We start from the raw sequence: 18,835 nt of genomic DNA, 5'->3' as shown, positions 1-18,835 counted from the left end.
GATGAAAGTCCGTCCCGCAGGGGCGCGCGGGCGAAGCAGCCGTGGGGTCAGCCGTCGGCCAGGCGAGTGAGGAACCGCTCCGCGAAGTGGGCCGCCGCCCACCGCGCTCCGTGTGCTTCGACATCCGTGCTGCGCAGCACGTCGAGGACCGTCGCTCCCTGGATCAGGACCAGGCACGCCCGATCCGTCTGGGGAATGCGGGTCAGGAACCGGCGTACCCGCCTGTCGGCCGCGCCGCCGTCCGGCTCGGTCCGTGCGACCTTGCCGTCGGGTCCCAGTGCGCACAGCGACGCCATGAGCGCACCCGCCGGTCGGTCCCGGGCGTGGCCGGCGAACAGCAGGACGGTCGTGTTGCGGGAGAGGAAGTGCTCGACCGCGCTCGCGTCCCTCAGCTCAATGACGGCCATGCGTTCCATGATCGGGGTCTCCGCCCCGCCAACGCTGCCGACAGGCCGGCATCAGCCGTACCGGGCGCAACGGCGTCCGCCGCAGTGGTCACACTTCTCAAAGCACGCGGATGCTCGTCACCTCGGGGTCGACCGCGTCCGGCACGACGGTCAGGCCTTCAGGCCTCCGTGCGGCCGCCTCCGGATTGGAGGCCGTGCCAGTCGAGGCAGAGGACGGTGGCGTCGTCTTTGGGCGGCCGGCCGTCGTAGGCGCCGGTCACCGCGCCTACCAGGGTGCGTACGACCTCGCGCGGATGCTCGGCTGCGGTTTTGCGCAGGAGGGCGGGCAGATCGACTGTTTCAGCGTCGCGTTCCTGCATGCCGTCGGTGTGGAGCACGAGGCGGTCCCCGGGGAGCAGGTCGAGCGCCTGCACTTGGTATGCGCCCTGCACGGCGATGCCGAAGGGCAGGTCCACGGCCAGGCGCAGAACGTCGACCGCGCCGTCGCGCAGTCGTAGCGGCCAGGGGTGGCCGGCATTGACGACCTGGGCGCTGGTGCCGTCCAGGGCGATGCGCAGCAGCTGGCCGGTGGCGAAGGTCCGTCGGCCGTGGTCGAGGAGTGCCTGATGGATCTGGCGGGCCTGCTCGGCCAGGTCCGTTCCGGCGCGGCGGGCGCCGCGGGAGGCATTGACCAGAAGGGTGGCCATGAGCGAGGCATCGACGTCGTGGCCCATGGCGTCGGTGACGGACAGGTGCAGGATGTCGTTGTCGAGGCTGTAGTCGTACGTGTCACCGGCGATGTCGGAGGCCGGGACCAGAGCACCGGCAAGGGTGAACTGGGGAGCCTCGCAGGAGGGGGCCGAGGGCAGGAGCTGGCGCTGGATCTCCGCTGACAGGCTGACCGAGGTGGTGCGGTTGCCCCAGTGGTAGAGGTCGGTGAAGCGTCGGTCGGTGACGATGACGTACGCCAGCGCGTGCGCGGCCTCTTCGACCTGTTCCAGCACATCCCTTGTGACCTGGACGAGGAACAGCTCCAGGACGCCGATGGTGTCACCGCGGTTGGTGACAGGAGCAAGCACCCGCTGCCCCTGCTCGCCATACCGTCCCAGCACCGGCTTCTGGCTGCGCAGGACCTCGTCGTATGCACTGCTGCCGGCGAGGGGGATCTGCTCGGCGCGCTCCTCCTGGTGGGCGGCCGTCGTGTCGTGGACGCGCAGGAGACGTCGGCCGACGACGTCGACGAACAGGAACGATACGTACCGCGCACCGAACCGGTCGCGCAGATTACGCGCCACGACGTCGAGGGAGTCCACCGGCGCGGCCGCCTCCGCCGCCGCCAGCACCTCAGCCAGTCCGATCCGCTCACGCGCCACATCAGCCTCCACAGGGTTAAGACTCTCTTTCCCGCGTAACGACGGAATCACAACCGCGCTCAGCCTGTCCGGTACGACAGACCTGACCGCGGTGGGTGTCGGGGGCAGTGCAGGTCGTCCTGCTAAGCCGTGCGGGGCGCTCAGCCCGCCGGCGTAGCACCGGCGCCTTCGGGCAGGCGCCCCGGTGGGGCACGGCACGCACCTCGGGGTGGTGCTCGCCAGGCGCCTCCCGACTGGCAGGTCCGGCCAGCGCGCCTCAGGTTCGGCGCGGTGCCCGTGTGAAGGGAGTGTGGCTCGTGGCTTACGGCATCGTGTGGGACGAAGCCGCCGTGTGCGGGGCCGTTCGGCATATCGCGGATGATCCGGAGGGCCTGCGGCTGCTGCTGTACGCGGTCGATTGCCTTGCTGCCCGGCCCCGCCCGCGGGGCGCAGCCTTGCACGGCCGGGGGCTGTGTCGCATCCACGTCGGCCGCTACCGCGTCCTGTACGCGATCACCACTGCTCCGGTGGCGGTCGTCATCCGGCACGTCGGCCGCCTCGGGTGACCCTGAGGGGGTGCTGCGATGAGGCGCATCGCGACGATCGGCATCTACGGCTTCACGGCCGGAGCCTTCCTCAAGGAGCTCGCCGGCGGGGGCGTGGGGCTGCTGCTCGACCTCCGCCAGCGCCGCGGCGTTCGGGGTCCTGACTATTCCTGGGCGAACTCGGCGCGGCTCCAGCGCGCGCTCGCCGCAGCGGAGATCGGCTACCGGCACGTGAAGGAGCTGGCGCCGACGACGGAACTGCGTCAGCTCCAGTACCGGGAGGACGACCGCCAGGGCGTGGGCAAGCGCAACCGCATCGTGCTGGCGCCCGAGTACGTCGAGCGCTACACCCGTGAGATCCTCGACCCGTTCGACCTCGGTGCGCTCGTGGCCGAGCTTCCGAGCGGCTCGGTGACCGCCCTGTTCTGCGTCGAGCGCGATCCGGAGGCATGCCACCGCTCCCTCGTGGCCGAGCGCCTGCGCGCCGAGCACGGACTGCACGTCACGAACATCCGCCCGGGCTGATCCGTGCCCGTCACCGGCATCCGTGCGCCTACGGCCGTGAAGCCGTCCGTGCACGTCTCCTCCTGCTCACCGGCGTCCAGCGGCATCCAGAAGATCCGGAGCTGCGCGTGCCTTCGTGTGCCCTCCGGGCTGGCGAAGGACAGCTCATGGACGACCAGCCGCGGCTCGTCCGCGGGCAGGGCCTGCCCAGTGCGTCGTGGGTCAGGTTTCCCTCGACCTCCGGAACCAGGACACCCGGGACGTCGGTGTAGCGAAGGGTCACGGTGTTTGATCCCCCGCTTCTCCCTCAGGTGGTGCAGGGCGGCGAGGGCGCCTTTGGAAAGGCGGGTGGGGCTGCTCACAGCGGACTCACCTCGGCGCTGGTCAGGCCCTGGGACTCAGGGCGGAAGGGTGCTGTCACCGTGGTCCTGGCGAGCGAGAAGGCGTGCTCCTCCCGCCGCCCGGCCGCTGGTGACTAATGGTTTGACCGGTGCGGCGAAGAGAGCGCGGGCGGCGAGGAAGGATTCCGGCAGGCCGGAGGGTCAGGTGTGGAGGCGGCTGTTGATGCCGTCGTGGCTGTCGGCCTGTTCGTCGTCGAACCAGTAGTCGCCGACCGCAAGGTAGCGGAAGGAATGGGCGCTGTCGGCGGGGAGAGCGACGGTTGCGGCGCGGGTTCCGTCCCCGCGGGGTGCCAGGGGGTGCGCGTTCGGGTTCCAGTTGTTGAAGTCTCCGACGACGCTGACGGCTCCGTCCGGCGTGTTCTCGGGGAGGATGAAGGTGACCTGGGTGCGGCCCTTGAGCTGCTTGCGTTCGAGCACGGAAAGACTCCAGCCACGAAGAACGGGGATCGGCCCGGGCATCCTCACGCCAGCGCGCGTGTAGCGGGGCGGGACAGCGCCGTAAGCCGGGCGGAGGTCACCCGGGTGGCCGCGAACCGGCCGCCGCCAGGCTCATGGCGCGGGGTCGCCGCGGGCATCCCGGGCACCGGCGCCGAGGCTGTCGCACGGCCCTGACCCGGCGAGGCTGCGATCGGCGGCCCGCCATGGTATTGAGCCTCAAGTGCCGGGCTGAAGTGATCCGCAAGGCCGACATATTCTCCGTCCTATTTGTCTATTTAAAACAGCTACATGGGTAGATGCGGGTCACCACTCCTTCCCTGGAGGTCATCATGGCGTCAACCCACCGCGCACCCATCGAAGAGCACCCCGACCTGATGGAGCTGCGCGCCCGACACGACCGCGCGGCAGCCACACCCCGCGCTCAGATGGTCGAGGCGCTCGCCCTTCTCACCGGCCTCTACCTCGCCGCGTCGCCCTGGATAGTCGGCTTCCACGGTTTCACTACCCTCGCCGTCAACAACCTCATCACCGGTATCGCCTACATGCTCCTCCTCGGCGGCCTCGGCAACTCCTACGAGCGCACCCACTCCATGGCCTGGGCCGCTGCCGCCATCGGCATCTGGACCTGCATCGCCCCCTGGGTCGTCGCCGGCGACGTCGCCCACACCCACTCGATCACCAGCAACCTCATCACCGGCGTCATCGCCACCCTCCTCGCCCTCGCCGCAGCCTCCGCCGCCCGCGACCACGACACCACCCGTCACGGCCCCGGCACACGCCGCCCCATGCCCGGAGCTCACTGAGAACCACCTTTCTCGACTGCGTGGCCACGGAACATATCGACCGGCAGCGGTATGGACAGCGGCGCGGGGAGCGGCACCCGGCGGGCCGCTGCTCCTGGTCCCACGGCGCTGCCGACTGCGGCGCGGCTGGGACCGGGTCGTTCAGCGTAATGATCGGGGTGCCGGTCGCTGGGCACCGGTGACCGATCCGACCGCCCCCACGGGCAGCCACGTCGGGCAATTGCGGTCGGCGAACACCGCATCCGCCCGCCACCTGCGCCCGGACGACGGCCAGGCCCCCGCCGAACCACCGCGCGCCGTCACCTTCCGGCCGGCTTTCGATCCGGCCCGCCGGGCAAGCCCGTGCGAGGTTTGCCAGTCAGGCCGGACTCGGGACCAGCCGAAACAAGGACAAGAAGCCATTCGTCGCCGCGGGTCCCGACGGTAAGGCCGGCTGCGCGCAGCGGGGCCGAAGGCGCGCGGCAATCCCGAAAGGTCTGCGAGCGGTTACCTCTGCGCCGCGGGCGCGTACCTCGTAGTGGTGCGGATGACCGCCACGCCATGACGGCTCAACTGTTCCGGCAGGCCCCGTCTTCTCGGCGGTCCGACGCTGCGACATCGTTGCCCGGCATTTGCCCGGCATCAGTGCTCTCCGGCCTCGCCATCGTGCGTGTCGGACAGCACCGCTCGTCAAGAAGAACCAGCCGATCCTCTATGCGCAGTTGAGGTCCCTCCCCGTGGACCAAGACGGCGGTGAAGTTCTACGACCGCACGCGTACCCACGGTCGGTTGCCGGCTGGTGCGGGTCCTGACCGTCACGACTTCGGCGTCAACTTCCCGCACGCCGCGCAGACAGCACGGATCGGAGGTGGCCCGGGTGCTGGCCGCGCGGGGTGTGCGGGTGGCCCGGGCACTCGTGGGGAATCACGTCACGTCGCTGGACATGGCGGCTGTTCGGTGACGCTGTGCGACGACGAGGAACTGCTCCGACTGTGGGACGCGCCCGTCCAGACCGCCGCGCTGCGGTGGGGCCGCTGACCGTATGGTGTCGGTGGGACTGGCCAGACCGATGCAAGGCGAGGAGATCGGGTGCGCGACGCAGACTTCTTCCGGCGCTGGATGGCGGCCGCCGCGGCCGCGGTCGAGCGGGAGGCGGACCGGCTGACGGAGCTCGACTCCCCCATCGGGGACGCCGACCACGGGAGCAATCTGCTCCGCGGTTTCACGGCGGTGCTCCCGGCTCTGGAGGCGGAGGCCCCCGAGGCGCCGGGCGCGGTGCTGCAGCTGGCGGGAAGGACGCTCATCTCGACGGTCGGCGGCGCGTCGGGGCCCCTGTACGGGACGCTGCTGCGGCGCACCGGCAAGGCGCTCGGGGAGGCGGCCGAGGTCTCCGACACGGAGTTGCGCGAGGCCCTGCACGCGGGGGTGGCCGCGGTGGCGCAGCTGGGCGGAGCGGCGCCGGGTGACAAGACGATGCTGGACGCGCTGGTGCCGGCGGTGACCGCGCTGAGCACGTCGTACGGGGCGGCCGCGGACGCGGCGGAGAACGGGGCGCTGGCGACGGTCCCGCTGCAGGCGCGCAAGGGCCGGGCCAGCTATCTGGGCGAGCGGAGCATCGGGCACCAGGATCCGGGCGCGACCTCGTCGGCGTTGCTGTTCAGGGCGCTGGCGGACGTGGCGGAGCCGGCGGAGGGCGCGCGGTGACGGCCCCGGACCCGGGACCGGCCATGGTGGGCATCGTGCTCGTATCGCACAGTGTGGCGGTCGCGGAGTCGGTGGCCGAGCTGGCGCGCGGCCTGGCCGCGGGCGGCGCCCTGGCCCCGGTGGCCGCTGCGGGCGGATCCGCCAGCGGCGGGCTCGGCACGAGCGCGGAGCGGATCGTCGCGGCCGCGCGGGAGGTGGACCGGGGCGCCGGGGTCGCGCTGCTGGTGGACCTGGGCAGCTCGGTGCTGACGGTGAAGGCCCTCCTCGTGGAGGACGAACTCCCGCCGGACTCCCGCCTGGTGGACGCGCCCTTCGTGGAGGGGGCGGTGGCAGCCGTGGTGGCCGCCTCCAGCGGCCTCCCCCTGCCGGCAGTGGCCTCGGCCGCCGCCGAGGCCTACACCTACCGCAAGACCTGACCCTGGCCCCGGGGCCACCCCGGGGCCAGGGCCCGGACCGCCGGACCGCCTACGGGCGGCCGCGGAGGGTTTCGATCTCGCGGCGTTCGCGCTTCGTCGGACGGCCCGCGCCGCGGTCGCGGATGCCGACCACGGCGGCCTCGACGGGGGTCGGCGGCGGCGGGCTCTTGTCGATCAGGCACTCCGCGGCGACGGGGGCGCCCACCCGCTTCGACACGGGCCGCTTCACCACCACGATCCGTTCGCGCCCCGCGTGGAAGAGCCGTACCTCGTCACCCGCGCGCACCGCCTGCGCCGGCTTCGCACGCTCCCCGTTGACCTTCACATGGCCCGCCCGGCAGGCGGTCGCCGCGATCGAGCGGGTCTTGGTCAGACGCACGGACCAGATCCACGCGTCGACCCGCACCGTGCCCGATTCCGTTCCCGTTCCCGTTACCTCATCTGCCATGCCCCGACTCTAGCGAGGCGGGCAGGGCAGGGCGGAACGACTTTTGGCAGATACACCAAGAGGCATGGCATCTGCCATAGAGATCTGCCCAACAGAATTGCAAACGCGCCATACGTGCGCCTACCTTGTCGCACATGCAGTCCTACACCATCGGACAGGCGGCGCGTCTGCTGGGCGTCAGCCCGGACACCGCGCGCCGCTGGGCCGACGCAGGCCGGGTCGTGACCCATCGCGACGAAGGCGGCCGACGCCTGATCAACGGCCGTGACCTGGCGGCCTTCTCCGTCGAGGTGGGCCAGGGCGCACACACCGAGGACGGGGAGCCGTACACCTCGGCACGCAACGCCTTCCCCGGCATCGTCACCGCCGTCAAGCTCGGCGACGTGGCCGCCCAGGTCGAGATCCAGGCAGGTCCCCACCGCCTGGTCTCGCTGCTCACCCGTGAGGCCGTCGAGGAGCTCGGACTGGAGGTCGGCATGCAGGCCACCGCCCGCGTGAAGTCCACCAGCGTGCACATCGACCGCACCTGACCCGGACGACACGACGGAACCCGGACGGCCCCGCCCACCGGACCCGCGCTCCCCGCCGTCCGCCGCGGTCCCCGCACCACCCGCTCAGCACCGCCGAACGTCCCCACCCGCTCCGCCCGTCACCGGCGCGGGTCACCACCGCGCGGAACCGGCACCCTGCCGGCCGCCGACCCGACCGAGGAGCCTCTGCTCATGTTCCCGCCCCTGACCCGCCGCCGTGCCGCGGCCGCCGCGCTGACCGCCGCCCTGCTCGTGCCGCTGGCCGCCTGTGGCAAGGGGGACGACAAGCCCGCCGCCGGCTCCACGCCCGGCTCCGCCTCGGCCTCCGCCCAGCCCAAGGCCGCGAACCTCACCGTCCTCGCCGCCTCCTCCCTCACCGACGTCTTCAAGACCGCGGGCGCCGAGTACGAGAAGACCCACCCCGGCACGAAGATCACCTTCTCCTTCGCCGGTTCGCAGGAGCTCGCCGCGCAGGTCAAGCAGGGTGCCCCGGCCGACGCGCTGGTGACCGCCGACACCAAGACCATGGACGGGCTGAAGGCCGATACCGGCGACGCCACGGTCATCGCCAAGAACCGCCTGGTCATCGCGACCGGCAAGGGCAACCCGTTCAAGATCGACGAGCTCAAGGACCTCGCCGACACCAAGCTCAAGGTCGTGCTCGCCGCGCCCGAGGTCCCGGTCGGCCGCTACAGCAAGCAGGTCCTCGACGCCCAGAAGATCGAGGTGAAGCCGGTCTCCCAGGAGCCCAACGTCCGTGCCGTGCTGAGCAAGGTCGAGCTGGGCGAGGCCGATGCCGGTCTCGTCTACAAGACCGACTCCGCCAAGTCCGGCGGCAAGGTCGTCACGGTGGACATCCCGGACGAGCAGAACGCGGTTGCCTCCTACCCGGCCGCCACGCTGAAGCAGTCCAAGAACGCCGGGGCCGCAGCCGCGTTCGTGGCCTGGCTGAGCACCCCCGAGGCCCAGAAGATCCTGCAGGACGCGGGCTTCCAGAAGGTCTGAACGCCGTCGGCGCCGTCGGCATGACGAGGGGCTGCCTGGTCCGGGGGGACGGGCAGCCCCTCCCGGCGTACCCGCGCAAGTACGCCCGTACGAAAGCCGCTTCGGATGCCGGTACGGATGCCGGTACGGATGCCCGTACGACGGCAGGCGCGAGCGCCCGTACGGCGACCACGGCCAGGGTCAGGGCCACCCCTCCGCACGGACCGGCCGACCGCGGCATACCCTTCCCCCGCCGTCCCTCTCCCCCAGCCAGGAACGCCCATGAGCAGACTCCGTACCCGCACCCGGCCCCCACTGGCCCTCGTACTCCCCGCACTGCTCGCCGTCGCGTTCCTGCTGATGCCGCTCATCGGCATCCTCGTCCGCACCCAGTGGGGCGAGCTCGGCACCCATCTCGGCAGCCCCGGCGTCGTCGAGGCGCTGAAGCTCTCGCTCCTGGTGTCCCTGTGGGCCCTCGGCCTCTCCCTGCTCCTCGGCGTGCCCCTCGCCTGGCTGCTGGCCCGCGTCCCGTTCAGGGGCAAGGCGCTGGTCCGGTCGCTCGTGCTGCTCCCGATGGTGCTGCCGCCGACCGTCGGCGGTGTGGCCCTGCTCCTCGGCTTCGGCCGGCGCGGGCTGCTCGGGCCCTGGCTGGAGGACACCTTCGGGATCACCCTGCCGTTCCACACGTCGGGGGCGGTCGTGGCGGCCACCTTCGTCGCCATCCCGTTCCTGGTCATCAGCCTGGAGGGCGCCCTCGGCGGCCTCAAGCAGAGCTACGAGGAGACCGCCGCCTCGCTCGGCGCCTCACCGGTCCGCGTGTTCTTCACGGTGACCCTGCCCATGGTGGCCCCCGGCCTGATCGCCGGAGCCGCGCTCACCTGGGCCCGCGCGCTGGGCGAGTTCGGCGCGACCATCACCTTCGCGGGGAACCTGCCCGGCACCACCCAGACCCTGCCGCTGCAGGTGTACCTGCTGCTCCAGGACCAGCCCGAGGCCGCCACCTCCGTCTCGCTGCTGCTCCTGGCCATCGCCATGGGCGTGCTGATCGCCCTGCGCGGCCGCTGGACGGGCCCGCCGGTCACCGCCCGCGAGGCCGTCGCCGCGCCGCCGGTCCCGGACGAGGCGCCCGCCGCCGCGCCCGACATCGGCACCGGCACCGGCACCCGCACCCGCACCCGCACCCGCACCGAACCCGCCGCACCGCCGGAGTCCGCGCCGCACGAGGCCGGCCACTGGCCGCTGCACGCCACCGTCACCGGCTTCAACCAGCTCACCCTCGCCGCCGAACCGGGCACCACCATCGCCGTCGTCGGCGAGAACGGCGCCGGCAAGACCACCCTGCTGCGGGCCCTGCTCGGCCTGACCCCCCGGGCCCACGCCGAGCTCCGGCTCGGCGACGCCGACGTCACCGCACTGCCCCCGCACAAGCGGCAGGTGGCCTGGGTCCCACAGGACGGCGCGCTGTTCCCGCACCTGAGCGCCCTGGCGAACACCGCGTACGGGCTGCGCGCCCGCGGGGTGCCGCGCGCCGGCGCCCGCCGCGAGGCGCAGGCCTGGCTGGACCGGCTCGGCGTCGGGCACCTCGCCCAGCGCAAGCCGGCCCAGCTGTCCGGCGGCCAGGCCCAGCGGGTGGCCCTGGCCCGCGCGCTGGCCGCCCGCCCGCGGCTGCTGCTGCTCGACGAGCCGCTGGCCGCCCTCGACCAGACCACGCGGGCCCGTGTCCGGCACACCCTGCGCACGCACCTCGCCGGCTTCGGCGGGGTCTGCCTGATCGTCACGCACGATCCCGTCGAGGCGGTGTCGCTGGCCGACCGGGTCCTCGTACTGGCCGACGGCCGCACCCTCCAGGACGCGCCGCCCGCCGAGGTGAGCCGGCACCCGCGCTCCCCGTGGGTGGCCCGCATGCTCGGGCGCAACGCCTGGCCGGGCATCGCGTCGGCGGACGGGCTGGCCCTCGCCGAGGGCGGACGGCTCGTCGTCGCGGAGGCGCTGCCCGAGGGGGCACAGGCGCTGGCGATCATCGCCCCGGAGGCGGTGTCGGTGCACCGGGAGCGCCCGGGCGGCAGCCCCCGCAACGTCTGGCCGGGCACCGTACGGGAGATCACCGCGGTCGGCAGCCGGCTGCGCGTGCTGATCGCCTCGGGCGGTGCGCCCGACCTGGTCGCGGAGATCACCCCGGAGGCGGCGTCCGAGCTGGCCATCGTCGACGGCGCCGAGGTATGGACGAGCGTGAAGGCCACCGAGGTCACCCTCGTCCGCCTCTGACGGCCTGACGGCCTGACGGCCCGCCAGCCCGTCGGCCTGGGAGCCCTCCGCCCCCTCGGTGAATCGTCTGGACGCGTCAGCGGGCTGACGCGTCTTCACCTCCGTGGTCCCGGACGGCACGGTCGAGGGCCGGCACCCCCGCTCGGGCCCGACGGCTCCCCTCACGGCCTGGTGGGTGGTCCGGGTCGTCGCGGCGCTCACCGGCCGTACGGGGCCCGTACGCCGCGGCCTGACACCGGAGCCGGGCGGTGGGTCGGCGGGGCGGCCCGGCCTCAGCTTCCCCGCTCCGGGCCGGCCAGGGCGAACTCGCACCACACGCACTTCCCGCCGCCCCGGGGCTCCACGCCCCACTCGTCCGCCAGCCGCTCCACCAGCATCAGCCCGCGCCCCGACACGGCCCAGTCCCCCGCCTCCCGCCGCCTCGGCAGGGCGCTGCTGGTGTCCTCGACCTCGATGCGGATCCGGCCCTGCGCCGTGAGCCGCATGCTGACGTCGCCGCCGCCGTCGGTGTGGACCAGGGCGTTGGTCATCAGCTCGTCCGCCGCCAGTTCGATCTCGTCGGCCCGGTCCCGCGCTCCCCACGCGGCCACCGCCGCCCGGATCAGGTGCCTGGCCAGCCCCGGGGCCTCGGGGTCCCCCGGTTCGAGGCGCTGGCGCAGCGGACCGCCGCCGCGCGCGCCGGGCGTGCCGCGGCGGCGCAGGACGAGCAGGGCCATGTCGTCGCCCCCGCCGGAGTCCCCGACCAGGTCGCACAGCACGTCGGCGAGCTCCTCCACGTCCACCGGGCCGCTGTGGACCGCGGCCATGAGCTCCCGCATGCCGGTGTCGTGGTCCGCGCCGGGGCGTTCGATCAGGCCGTCCGTGCACAGCACCAGGGTGTCGCCCGGGTGCAGCTCGAGGCTGGTGACGGGGTAGCCGGTGCCGGTTCCGGGCTGGTCGCGGGGCGGCAGTCCGAGCGGCAGACCGCCCGCCACCTGGATCCGGTGGCAGCTGCCGTCGCCGCGCCGCACGACCGGGTCGAGGTGGCCGGCGCGGACCATCCGGAGCATCCCGGTGGTGAGGTCCAGCTCGGCGTACGTGCACGTGGCGAACCGTTCCGTCTCCAGCTCGCGCAGGAAGGCGGAGGCCCGCGCCATCGCCGCCGCCGGGGTGTGCCCCTCGACGACGTACGCGCGCATCACGATGCGCAGCTGCCCCATGACGGCGGCCGCGTCCGTGTCGTGCCCCTCGACGTCGCCGATCATCACCCCGACCCGGCCGTCGCCGAGCGGGATCACGTCGTACCAGTCGCCGCCGATGTCCCGTCCCATCCGGGCGGACCGGTAGCGCACGGCGATCCGCGCGCCCGGCACCTCCGGGATCCGGCGGGGCAGCATGGCCCGCTGGAGCCCTTCGGCCAGGTCGTGCTCCTGCTCGAAGAGCATGGCGCGCTGGAGGCCCTGCGCGACGCCGCTGCCGAGCGCCATCAGCAGGTTCCGCTCCTCGGCGGTGAAGTCCCCGTCCCGCGTGTAGAGCAGCCCGAGCGCCCCGATGGGCCGCCCCTGGGCGATCAGCGGCAGGTAGACCCCGCTGCGGACGGACAGCGGCTCGATGTACGGCCACAGCTGCGGGTAGCGGCGCTGGAACTCCTCGCGCGAGACGAGGAAGACCGGCTGCATGGTCCGTACGGCCTCGCTCATCGGGAACCGCGCGTCGATCCGCGTGTACTCGATCTCCGGTACGTACGAGCCGAGCTGCCCCTCCGCGACCAGGTGGATGCGGCCGCCGTCGACGATGCCCAGCATCACGCTGACCGCGCCGAGGTGCCCGAGGGCCTGGGGGTCCTTGAGGACGTCGGTCACGTCGTTGACGGTGCGGGCGTGGGCGAGGATGGCGGTGGTCCGCTCGACGACGCCCGTCATCCGGCGCCGTCCCTCGGCCTGCTCCCCGGCCGCCCCGGGCTCGCCCGGGTCGTGGGCGGCGTCGCGCAGGATCCCGATGACGCGGTACGGGCGGCCGTCCGGGTTCCGCAGGATGTGGCCCTGGATGTGGGTCCAGGTCGGCGTTCCGTCGCGGAGGCGGGTGCGTACGTAGGCCCCGTAGTGGCTCCGGCCCTCCTTGATCGCCTGCGCGACCCGGGCGTCGAGGCGGGCCGCCTCTGCGGGGGCCAGGCGCCGGCGCAGCCCCCCGGCGGTCCCGTCGTACTCGTCCGGGCGCAGGTCGAGGACCTCGAGGGCGGTGGGATCCAGGTGCATCCGCCCACTGTCGAGGTCCCAGTCGAATGTGCCCATGCGGTTGAGCGCGAGGCTCGTATCGGGCCGCGCGGGCCAGTCGACCTCGGGGTTCTTTCCCCTGCGGGCCATGCAGCCAGGGTCTCACTCTCCCCCGCCCGTGTCCCCGTGGGGCGGCCGGTCCCCCAGCGCCGTGGCCTCGGCCACCGGCTCCGCGCTGCTGCTGGGCGCCGACGCGGGCACCGCCCCGGCCGGACCCGCACCGGCTGGGCCGAAGAGGCACCGCCCTGCGGAAGGTGCTCGAAAATTCTCTGGTCCAGGGTCTGTTGGCCGTCTAGCGTGACCCGCTATGCCCACCAACGAACAAATCATCGAGCAGGCCCTCGACCGGATCGCCGCAGGTTACGTCTTCCCCGAAAAGGCCGTCGCCATCGAGGCGGCGATCCGCAGCCGTCTCGCAGCGGGCGCGTACGAAGGCCTGGACGGGCCGGCCCTCTGCGAGACGGTGACGGCGCACCTCCAGGAGGTGTGCCCGGACAGGCACCTGCGCCTGCTCTGGTCAGAGGAGCCGCAGTCGCTGCACCCGGTCGACGCGGACGGGGGGCAGGCCGCGTTCCTCAAACTGCTGAGGGAGCACAACCAGGGCGTCCGTCGCGTCGAGCACCTCGAAGGCAACATCGGGCTCATCGAGGTCGGGCGCATCGCCACCGCCGTCGAGGGCGCGAGCGTGATCGGCGCGGCCATGCAGCTGGTCGCGGGCAGTTCCGCACTCGTACTGGACCTGCGCGGCTGCCTCGGCGGCGCGCCGGAAGGGGCCGCGATGTGGTGCAGCTACTTCTTCGGCGACGACCAGGTGCACCTGAACGACATCTACGACCGGACCACCGGCACGACCCGTCAGTACTGGACGGTCGCCCACCTGCCCGCGCCGCGCTACACGAACCGGCCGGTGTACGTGCTGACGAGCGAGATCACGTTCTCGGGGGGCGAGGACGTGGCGTACACCCTGCAGGCGCAGGGCCGGGCCGTCGTCGTCGGGGCGACGACACGGGGCGGCGCCCATCCCACGGCCCGCCACGCGGTCGCCGAGCACGTGCTCGTGACCGTGCCGGCGGCCCGGACCGTCAACACGGTCACCGGCACCAACTGGGAGGGAGTGGGCGTCGTTCCCGACGTTCAGGTCCCGGCGGACCAGGCGCTCGACACCGCGCTCAAGGCCGCACTGCGGCAGGTGGAGGCGGGGGCGAAGCCGGGCGGCCCGGCGCGCTGACGCCGGCTCCCCTCACCCGGGCGGGCCCGGCGTGCCGGCGTCGTGCACCAACAGGGCGATCTGGACCCGGTTGTTGAGGTCCAGCCGGGTCAGGATCCGTGACACGTGCGTCTTCACCGTGGGCAGCGCCAGGTGGAGTTCCCGCGCGATCTCCGCGTTGGACAGGCCCCGCCCGACCCCCAGGGCCACCTCCCGCTCGCGTTCGGCCAGCAGGGCCAGCCGAGTGCGGGCGGCGGCCGCCCGGACGTCCTGGCCGGAGCCGCCCGCCACCTGGTCGATCAGACGGCGCGTGACGGCCGGGGAGAGCACCGGATCCCCGGCGGCCACCGTCCGGATGGCCGTCACGATCTCCTGCGGCGGCGTGTCCTTGAGGAGGAACCCGGCCGCGCCGGCGCGCAGCGCCCGCAGGACGTGCGCGTCGGTGTGGAAGGTGGTCAGGACCAGGACTTCCGGTGCCCCCGGCCGTGCCCGGAGCGCCTCGGTCGCGGCCAGCCCGTCGACACGGGGCATCCGGATGTCCATCAGCACCAGGTCGGGTCCCTGCGCGGCGACCAGCCCGGGCACCTCCGCCCCGTCGGCGGCCTCGGCGACCAGCTCTATGTCGGGGGCCCCGCCCAGCATCAGACGCAGCCCGGCCCGGACGATCGCGTCGTCGTCGACCAGCAGTACGCGGATCACCCGCGGCTCCTCCCTCGTCTCCCCCGTCCTTCGGTCATCAGCTCTGCCAGGGTAGCCAGGCGTACACCCGGAACCCGCCGTCGGCGGGGACGGCCGTCAGCTCCCCGCCCGCCAGCCGGGCGCGTTCCGCCAGGCCGATCAGCCCCTGCCCGCCGCCCTCGCCCGTCGTCCCGACGACCGCCGCGGCCGGGGCCGGATCCGGCCCGGGCGGCCGGGCGTTGCGGACCTCCACCGTCAGCCCCTCCCCCGGGCCCCCGGTCACCCGTACGTCGACGGCCGCGCCGGGCGCGTGCTTGCGTACGTTGGTCAGCGCCTCCTGGACGATCCGGTACGCCGTACGCCCCACCAAGGGCGCCGGCGCGGCCTCCTCGGGCGGCCCGGCCAGGTCGATCCGTCCTCCCGCGGCCCGCGCCTCGGCCACCAGCCGGGCCAGGTCCGCCAGTTCCGGCTGCGGCCGCTCTCCCTCCGCGGGCGCCGACCCGGATCCCGCCCGCAGTACGCCGATCACCTCGCGCAGATCGTGCAGGGCCAGGTGGGCGCTCTCCCGCATCACCCCGGCGGCCCGTTCGATCTCGGCCCGCGGGGCACCGGAGTTGAACTCCAGGGCGCCCGCGTGCACGCTCAGCAGCGTCAGCCGGTGGCCGAGCACGTCGTGCATCTCGCGGGCGATCTCCTCCCGGGCCTCCATCCGCGCCCGCTCCGCGCGTGACTCCGCGTCCGCCTCGGCCAGTTCGGCCCGCTCGCGCAGGGAGGCGATCAGCTGCTGCCGGGACCGCCGGAACAGCCCCCAGCCGATGGCCCCGGCGATCAGGGCGAAGTACGTCACCGCCGAACCCGCCCGCTCCTCGGCCATGTCCGGCAGCTGCCACAGGAACACGGGCAGCGGGGCGAAGGCCAGCGCCGCCACCCACGCCGTGCTCTTCCACGGCCGGGTCGCGGCCACCGTGAACACCGCGACCATCGTCGGGCCGGTCAGATAGTGCGCCTGACTGCCGGCCAGGAGCAGGACCACGGCGAGCTGGACCGGCCAGCGCCGCCGCAGCAGGACCGCCGCGCAGCCCAGCCCGCCGACCACCTGGTCGGCGGCCCGCCACCCCGGACCGAGGTCCTCCGCGACCGGGATGAACTGCGAGCTGACCGCCGCGAAGCAGGCGGCGAAGAGGAAGAGCCCCAGGTCGACGGCCCAGTCCCGGCGGGTTCGGTGGATGCGGCGCATGTCCCCGGAATCTACGCGGGCGGGCCCGTGACGGGACCCGCCGGCCCCGGATCGGATACTTAAGTACGAACCCTGAGCGCCCAAAGACCGATCCGGTGGACGGCGCCCGGCTCCTACCGTCGGAGCATGACCTCCTCCACCCCGAAATCCCCGCTGGCCGCCGTCACGGGGCTGCTCTCCTTCGTCCTCGTCGTCGGCGGCGCGAGCGGTCTCCTGCACGAGTGGCTCGGCTGGATCCACTTCATGGGCTTCGTCCGTTTCCTCGCCCCCGACGGCTACGAGATCTACAGCTACGTCGTCATGGTCGTCCTCGGCCTCGCGGTGGGCGCGGCGGGCGACACCCCGACCCGGCGCGGCCGCGCCTGATCCGGCACGCCGTTACGCCATCCGTGTCTTCCGTGTCTTCGCCGGCCTGCACCGGCGTACGTAGTACGCCCAGGTGAGGGCGGCCAGCAGAGGTCCCCACAGGACGAACAGCCCGCTCGTCACCCTGGCCGCCAGCGCCCAGCCGGGGCCCACGAATGCGGGGTCCTCTCCCCCGGACAGGCCGAAGGTGGTCAGCAGCCAGTCCACGGTCAGTGCGAGCGCCCCGGCCGTGACCAGGGACGCCGGTACGAGCACCACCGCGGGGCGCAGCCGGCGCCCGCCCACCAGGGGCAACCGGTGCGGGAGCACCTCGCCCCAGCCGCGCACCAGCCCGAAGCAGAGCAGTGCGGCCACTTCGGAGAGCGTGCTGAGGCCGAAGATGTAGGGCACGGTCACCCAGCGCGACAGCGCGTCCCAGTCGTCCGCCCGCAAGCCCATCGTGTGGCCGAAGGCGAAGGGCAGCCGCCACAGGCAGACGGGCAGCATGAGCAGCGGTATCGCGCGGGCGACCCGGTCGGCCCAGCGGGGCACGGGTCGTTCCGTCGTGGTGTACGTCGTCATGCCCCCAGCCTCGCCGCGGGGCGGGTAGAGGACGTCGGACCAGGGAGTGCACCGCCTCCCCCGCGCGGGGGAAGCGGTGCACTCGCGGCTGCTGCTGGAGGCTGGTACCGGGCTACTCGGACTGGTCGCCCGTGACCTCCGGCTCCGGCTCTGCGGGCGGCGGCGCAACCGGTGTTTCGGGCTGCACCGGGGCCGCTGACTCGGGCTGCTCCGTAAACGTGTCCGGCGTCGTCTCAGGAGTCGTCTCCGGCGTTGTCTCAGGAGTCGTCTCGGGCGTTGTCTCGGGCGTGGTCTCAGGAGCCGTCTCGGGCGCCGTCTCCGGCGTCGTCTCAGCCGACGCCGTCGTGTGCGTTTCGGTCGGCGTCGCGGTCTTGGGCGTCTCCGTCTCCGTGGGCGTCGCCGAGGTCTCCGTCTCGGTCGGCGTCGCCGACGTCTCCGTCTCGGTAGGCGTCGGCGTGGTCTCCGTCTCGGTGGGCGTGGGCGTCGTCTTCGTGTCCGTCGGCGTCGGGGTGGTCTTCGTGTCCGTCGGCGTCGGGGTGGTCTTCGTGTCCGTCGGCGTGGGCGTCGTCTTCGTGTCCGTCGGCGTCGGCGTCGTCTTCGTGTCCGTCGGCGTCGGCTTGGTGTGCGTCCCGGTCGGCGTCGGCTTGGTGTGCGTCCCCGTCGGCGTCGGCTTGGTGTGCGTCCCCGTCGGCGTCGGCTTGGTGTGCGTCCCCGTCGGCGTCGGCTTGGTGTGCGTCCCCGTCGGCTTCGTCGGGATGATCGTCGGCGTGTGGATCGGCGGCGGAGGCACCGGCCGGTCGGGCCTGCCGTGGTGGCTGCCCTTGTCGCGCTCGTACCAGCTCCGGTTGTGCTGGTCATAGATCACGATCTTGTGGACCACGACGGGTGCCGGTGCGATGACCACCACCTTCTGCGGCTGGTACGAGGGCCACGTCTGCCCGAAGCGCTTGGGGTCGGCCTTGAGCGCCACCGGCGGACCGAGCGGGTTCCCGCAGGCGCAGCGCACCCTCGGCACTCCTCGGTCGTCCACCAGCACGGCCGTCCCGGCCTGCAGCACGGCTTGGTAGGCGGTGAGCTTGCCGTTCTGGTAGCCGTGGTTCGTGACCCGGGTGTCCATCCGCAGCTGCACCGAAGTGAGCGAGCGGAGGAATGCGGGGACGGCCTGCGGCTGGATGCCTTGGGCCGAGGCGAAGGCGGCGTTCTTGGCGGGGTCCGCGGACAGCGACCTGATCAGCGCCTCCACGTCGCAGCTGGCGGTGTTCTTCGTGCCCCCGTAGACGCCCGGTGCGGAGCCGCTGATGCTCCTGGTGCCCGTGGTGGTGCCCGCAGGGGAGCTGGCGCGGGCGCTGGGGCTGCTGGGGGGCTTGGGGCCCGTGGGGGACGCCGTCGGGCTCTCCGGCGGTATGTCCTCGGTCGTTGCGACCGACTCGGTGAACGGGTCGGGACCCGAGGCGGCGGCCGGCTGGAGGAAGACCTCCCCACCGGCGTTGTCGGTACCGCTGGGCCGGGTGAGGACGACGGCCAGGGCCACGACCGCCACGACCGCGACGAGCGCCGTGACGAGCCGCGGCACGGATCGCCACCACGGCCCCTTGGCAGGGCCACCGGGCCCGCCGGGGGATCCCGACGCGGGCGGTGCGGACGGAGGCGGGGGCGGCGGCGGCCCTTGCTGCCCGCCCGAGAGCGGGCCCGAAGGCGGCCCGCTGGGGCGCTCTGACGAGGGCGGCCGGCCGGAGGGTTGCGTGGTCACGGGCTCTTCTTCCCAGTAGGAGGGAGTTC

18 protein-coding genes and 2 pseudogenes are annotated in these 18,835 nt (G+C 73.2%); 11 read left to right on the top strand and 9 right to left on the bottom strand.

Annotation, left to right across the window (positions count from 1 at the left end; translation table 11 throughout):
• Window positions 1-47: 47 nt before the first annotated feature.
• On the bottom strand, window positions 48-407 hold the full coding sequence (locus tag RIU97_RS35515) for a hypothetical protein (RefSeq protein WP_404961598.1): 360 nt from the start codon (window positions 405-407) through the stop codon (window positions 48-50).
• Window positions 408-565: 158 nt separating this feature from the next.
• Complete coding sequence (locus tag RIU97_RS35510; RefSeq protein ID WP_404961597.1) at window positions 566-1,759, bottom strand: PP2C family protein-serine/threonine phosphatase; 1,194 nt, start codon at window positions 1,757-1,759, stop codon at window positions 566-568.
• A gap of 296 nt (window positions 1,760-2,055) precedes the next feature.
• Here RIU97_RS35510 and RIU97_RS35505 point away from each other — a divergent pair, with 296 nt between their 5' ends.
• Complete coding sequence (locus RIU97_RS35505) at window positions 2,056-2,304, top strand: type II toxin-antitoxin system RelE/ParE family toxin (protein ID WP_404961596.1); 249 nt, start codon at window positions 2,056-2,058, stop codon at window positions 2,302-2,304.
• Window positions 2,305-2,322: 18 nt separating this feature from the next.
• Window positions 2,323-2,808, top strand: a complete 486-nt coding sequence (locus RIU97_RS35500) for a DUF488 domain-containing protein (protein WP_404961595.1) — start codon at window positions 2,323-2,325, stop codon at window positions 2,806-2,808.
• Between the two features lie 521 nt (window positions 2,809-3,329).
• On the opposite strand, the gene RIU97_RS35495 is transcribed toward RIU97_RS35500, so the two are convergent.
• On the bottom strand, window positions 3,330-3,605 hold the full coding sequence (locus RIU97_RS35495; protein ID WP_404961594.1) for an isoamylase early set domain-containing protein: 276 nt from the start codon (window positions 3,603-3,605) through the stop codon (window positions 3,330-3,332).
• A 350-nt stretch (window positions 3,606-3,955) separates the two neighbouring features.
• Between RIU97_RS35495 and RIU97_RS35490 the strand changes: the two genes are divergently transcribed.
• From RIU97_RS35490 to RIU97_RS35475, 4 genes and pseudogenes are all read left to right on the top strand, one after another.
• Window positions 3,956-4,429 carry an SPW repeat protein gene (locus RIU97_RS35490; RefSeq protein ID WP_404961593.1) on the top strand — a complete coding sequence of 158 codons (474 nt, stop codon included), beginning with the start codon at window positions 3,956-3,958 and terminating at the stop codon, window positions 4,427-4,429.
• An 841-nt stretch (window positions 4,430-5,270) separates the two neighbouring features.
• Window positions 5,271-5,446 (top strand): annotated as a pseudogene (locus RIU97_RS35485) (dihydroxyacetone kinase subunit DhaK); the annotation flags it as partial.
• Between the two features lie 51 nt (window positions 5,447-5,497).
• The gene (gene dhaL, locus RIU97_RS35480; protein ID WP_404961592.1) at window positions 5,498-6,112 is read left to right on the top strand and encodes a dihydroxyacetone kinase subunit DhaL; all 615 of its coding nucleotides are present in this window, start codon (window positions 5,498-5,500) and stop codon (window positions 6,110-6,112) included.
• A 23-nt stretch (window positions 6,113-6,135) separates the two neighbouring features.
• A complete protein-coding gene (locus tag RIU97_RS35475; protein WP_404963055.1) occupies window positions 6,136-6,528 on the top strand; it encodes a PTS-dependent dihydroxyacetone kinase phosphotransferase subunit DhaM in 393 nt (130 codons plus the stop codon).
• Between the two features lie 49 nt (window positions 6,529-6,577).
• Here the strand turns inward: RIU97_RS35475 and RIU97_RS35470 are convergent, their stop codons facing one another.
• Window positions 6,578-6,976 carry an RNA-binding S4 domain-containing protein gene (locus RIU97_RS35470; protein WP_327417978.1) on the bottom strand — a complete coding sequence of 133 codons (399 nt, stop codon included), beginning with the start codon at window positions 6,974-6,976 and terminating at the stop codon, window positions 6,578-6,580.
• Window positions 6,977-7,110: 134 nt separating this feature from the next.
• On the opposite strand from RIU97_RS35470, the gene RIU97_RS35465 reads away from it, so the two are divergent.
• The 3 genes from RIU97_RS35465 (at window position 7,111) to RIU97_RS35455 (ending at window position 10,755) form a co-directional block, all read left to right on the top strand.
• Window positions 7,111-7,506: a helix-turn-helix transcriptional regulator gene (locus RIU97_RS35465; protein WP_326593088.1), complete on the top strand. Its 396-nt coding sequence runs from the start codon at window positions 7,111-7,113 to the stop codon at window positions 7,504-7,506.
• A gap of 192 nt (window positions 7,507-7,698) precedes the next feature.
• A complete protein-coding gene (gene modA, locus RIU97_RS35460) occupies window positions 7,699-8,511 on the top strand; it encodes a molybdate ABC transporter substrate-binding protein (protein ID WP_404961591.1) in 813 nt (270 codons plus the stop codon).
• Between the two features lie 261 nt (window positions 8,512-8,772).
• On the top strand, window positions 8,773-10,755 hold the full coding sequence (locus RIU97_RS35455; protein WP_404961590.1) for an ABC transporter permease: 1,983 nt from the start codon (window positions 8,773-8,775) through the stop codon (window positions 10,753-10,755).
• A 272-nt stretch (window positions 10,756-11,027) separates the two neighbouring features.
• On the opposite strand, the gene RIU97_RS35450 is transcribed toward RIU97_RS35455, so the two are convergent.
• The gene (locus tag RIU97_RS35450; protein WP_404961589.1) at window positions 11,028-13,097 is read right to left on the bottom strand and encodes a SpoIIE family protein phosphatase; all 2,070 of its coding nucleotides are present in this window, start codon (window positions 13,095-13,097) and stop codon (window positions 11,028-11,030) included.
• Window positions 13,098-13,314: 217 nt separating this feature from the next.
• On the opposite strand from RIU97_RS35450, the gene RIU97_RS35445 reads away from it, so the two are divergent.
• Window positions 13,315-14,235: a S41 family peptidase gene (locus RIU97_RS35445; RefSeq protein WP_404961588.1), complete on the top strand. Its 921-nt coding sequence runs from the start codon at window positions 13,315-13,317 to the stop codon at window positions 14,233-14,235.
• 12 nt (window positions 14,236-14,247) lie between these two features.
• Here the strand turns inward: RIU97_RS35445 and RIU97_RS35440 are convergent, their stop codons facing one another.
• Window positions 14,248-14,913 (bottom strand): response regulator, encoded by a 666-nt coding sequence (locus RIU97_RS35440; RefSeq protein WP_404961587.1) that lies wholly within the window; start codon window positions 14,911-14,913, stop codon window positions 14,248-14,250.
• 37 nt (window positions 14,914-14,950) lie between these two features.
• Complete coding sequence (locus RIU97_RS35435) at window positions 14,951-16,129, bottom strand: sensor histidine kinase (RefSeq protein WP_404961586.1); 1,179 nt, start codon at window positions 16,127-16,129, stop codon at window positions 14,951-14,953.
• A 126-nt stretch (window positions 16,130-16,255) separates the two neighbouring features.
• On the opposite strand from RIU97_RS35435, the gene RIU97_RS35430 reads away from it, so the two are divergent.
• Window positions 16,256-16,495 (top strand): hypothetical protein, encoded by a 240-nt coding sequence (locus tag RIU97_RS35430; protein WP_404961585.1) that lies wholly within the window; start codon window positions 16,256-16,258, stop codon window positions 16,493-16,495.
• Window positions 16,496-16,507: 12 nt separating this feature from the next.
• On the opposite strand, the gene RIU97_RS35425 is transcribed toward RIU97_RS35430, so the two are convergent.
• Entirely contained in the window at window positions 16,508-17,056 is a 549-nt protein-coding gene (locus tag RIU97_RS35425) for a hypothetical protein (RefSeq protein WP_404961584.1), read from the bottom strand.
• Between the two features lie 505 nt (window positions 17,057-17,561).
• Window positions 17,562-18,806, bottom strand: a pseudogene (locus RIU97_RS35420) (DUF6777 domain-containing protein); the annotation flags it as partial.
• Between the last annotated feature and the right edge of the window lie 29 nt (window positions 18,807-18,835).

This window comes from Streptomyces sp. 147326, assembly GCF_045000215.1.
Taxonomy (GTDB): Bacteria; Actinomycetota; Actinomycetes; order Streptomycetales; family Streptomycetaceae; genus Streptomyces.
This window is presented reverse-complemented; position numbering and strand designations above follow the sequence as displayed.

Excerpts from the sequence above, each read along its gene's own strand:
- RIU97_RS35515 (WP_404961598.1), bottom strand. The coding sequence starts at position 407 with ATGGCCGTCATTGAGCTGAGGGACGCGAGCGCGGTCGAGCACTTCCTC.
- RIU97_RS35500 (WP_404961595.1), top strand. The coding sequence starts at position 2,323 with ATGAGGCGCATCGCGACGATCGGCATCTACGGCTTCACGGCCGGAGCC.
- RIU97_RS35490 (WP_404961593.1), top strand. The coding sequence starts at position 3,956 with ATGGCGTCAACCCACCGCGCACCCATCGAAGAGCACCCCGACCTGATG.
- RIU97_RS35475 (WP_404963055.1), top strand. The coding sequence starts at position 6,136 with ATGGTGGGCATCGTGCTCGTATCGCACAGTGTGGCGGTCGCGGAGTCG.
- RIU97_RS35470 (WP_327417978.1), bottom strand. The coding sequence starts at position 6,976 with ATGGCAGATGAGGTAACGGGAACGGGAACGGAATCGGGCACGGTGCGG.
- RIU97_RS35465 (WP_326593088.1), top strand. The coding sequence starts at position 7,111 with ATGCAGTCCTACACCATCGGACAGGCGGCGCGTCTGCTGGGCGTCAGC.
- modA (WP_404961591.1), top strand. The coding sequence starts at position 7,699 with ATGTTCCCGCCCCTGACCCGCCGCCGTGCCGCGGCCGCCGCGCTGACC.
- RIU97_RS35455 (WP_404961590.1), top strand. The coding sequence starts at position 8,773 with ATGAGCAGACTCCGTACCCGCACCCGGCCCCCACTGGCCCTCGTACTC.
- RIU97_RS35450 (WP_404961589.1), bottom strand. The coding sequence starts at position 13,097 with ATGGCCCGCAGGGGAAAGAACCCCGAGGTCGACTGGCCCGCGCGGCCC.
- RIU97_RS35445 (WP_404961588.1), top strand. The coding sequence starts at position 13,315 with ATGCCCACCAACGAACAAATCATCGAGCAGGCCCTCGACCGGATCGCC.
- RIU97_RS35435 (WP_404961586.1), bottom strand. The coding sequence starts at position 16,129 with ATGCGCCGCATCCACCGAACCCGCCGGGACTGGGCCGTCGACCTGGGG.
- RIU97_RS35430 (WP_404961585.1), top strand. The coding sequence starts at position 16,256 with ATGACCTCCTCCACCCCGAAATCCCCGCTGGCCGCCGTCACGGGGCTG.
- RIU97_RS35425 (WP_404961584.1), bottom strand. The coding sequence starts at position 17,056 with ATGACGACGTACACCACGACGGAACGACCCGTGCCCCGCTGGGCCGAC.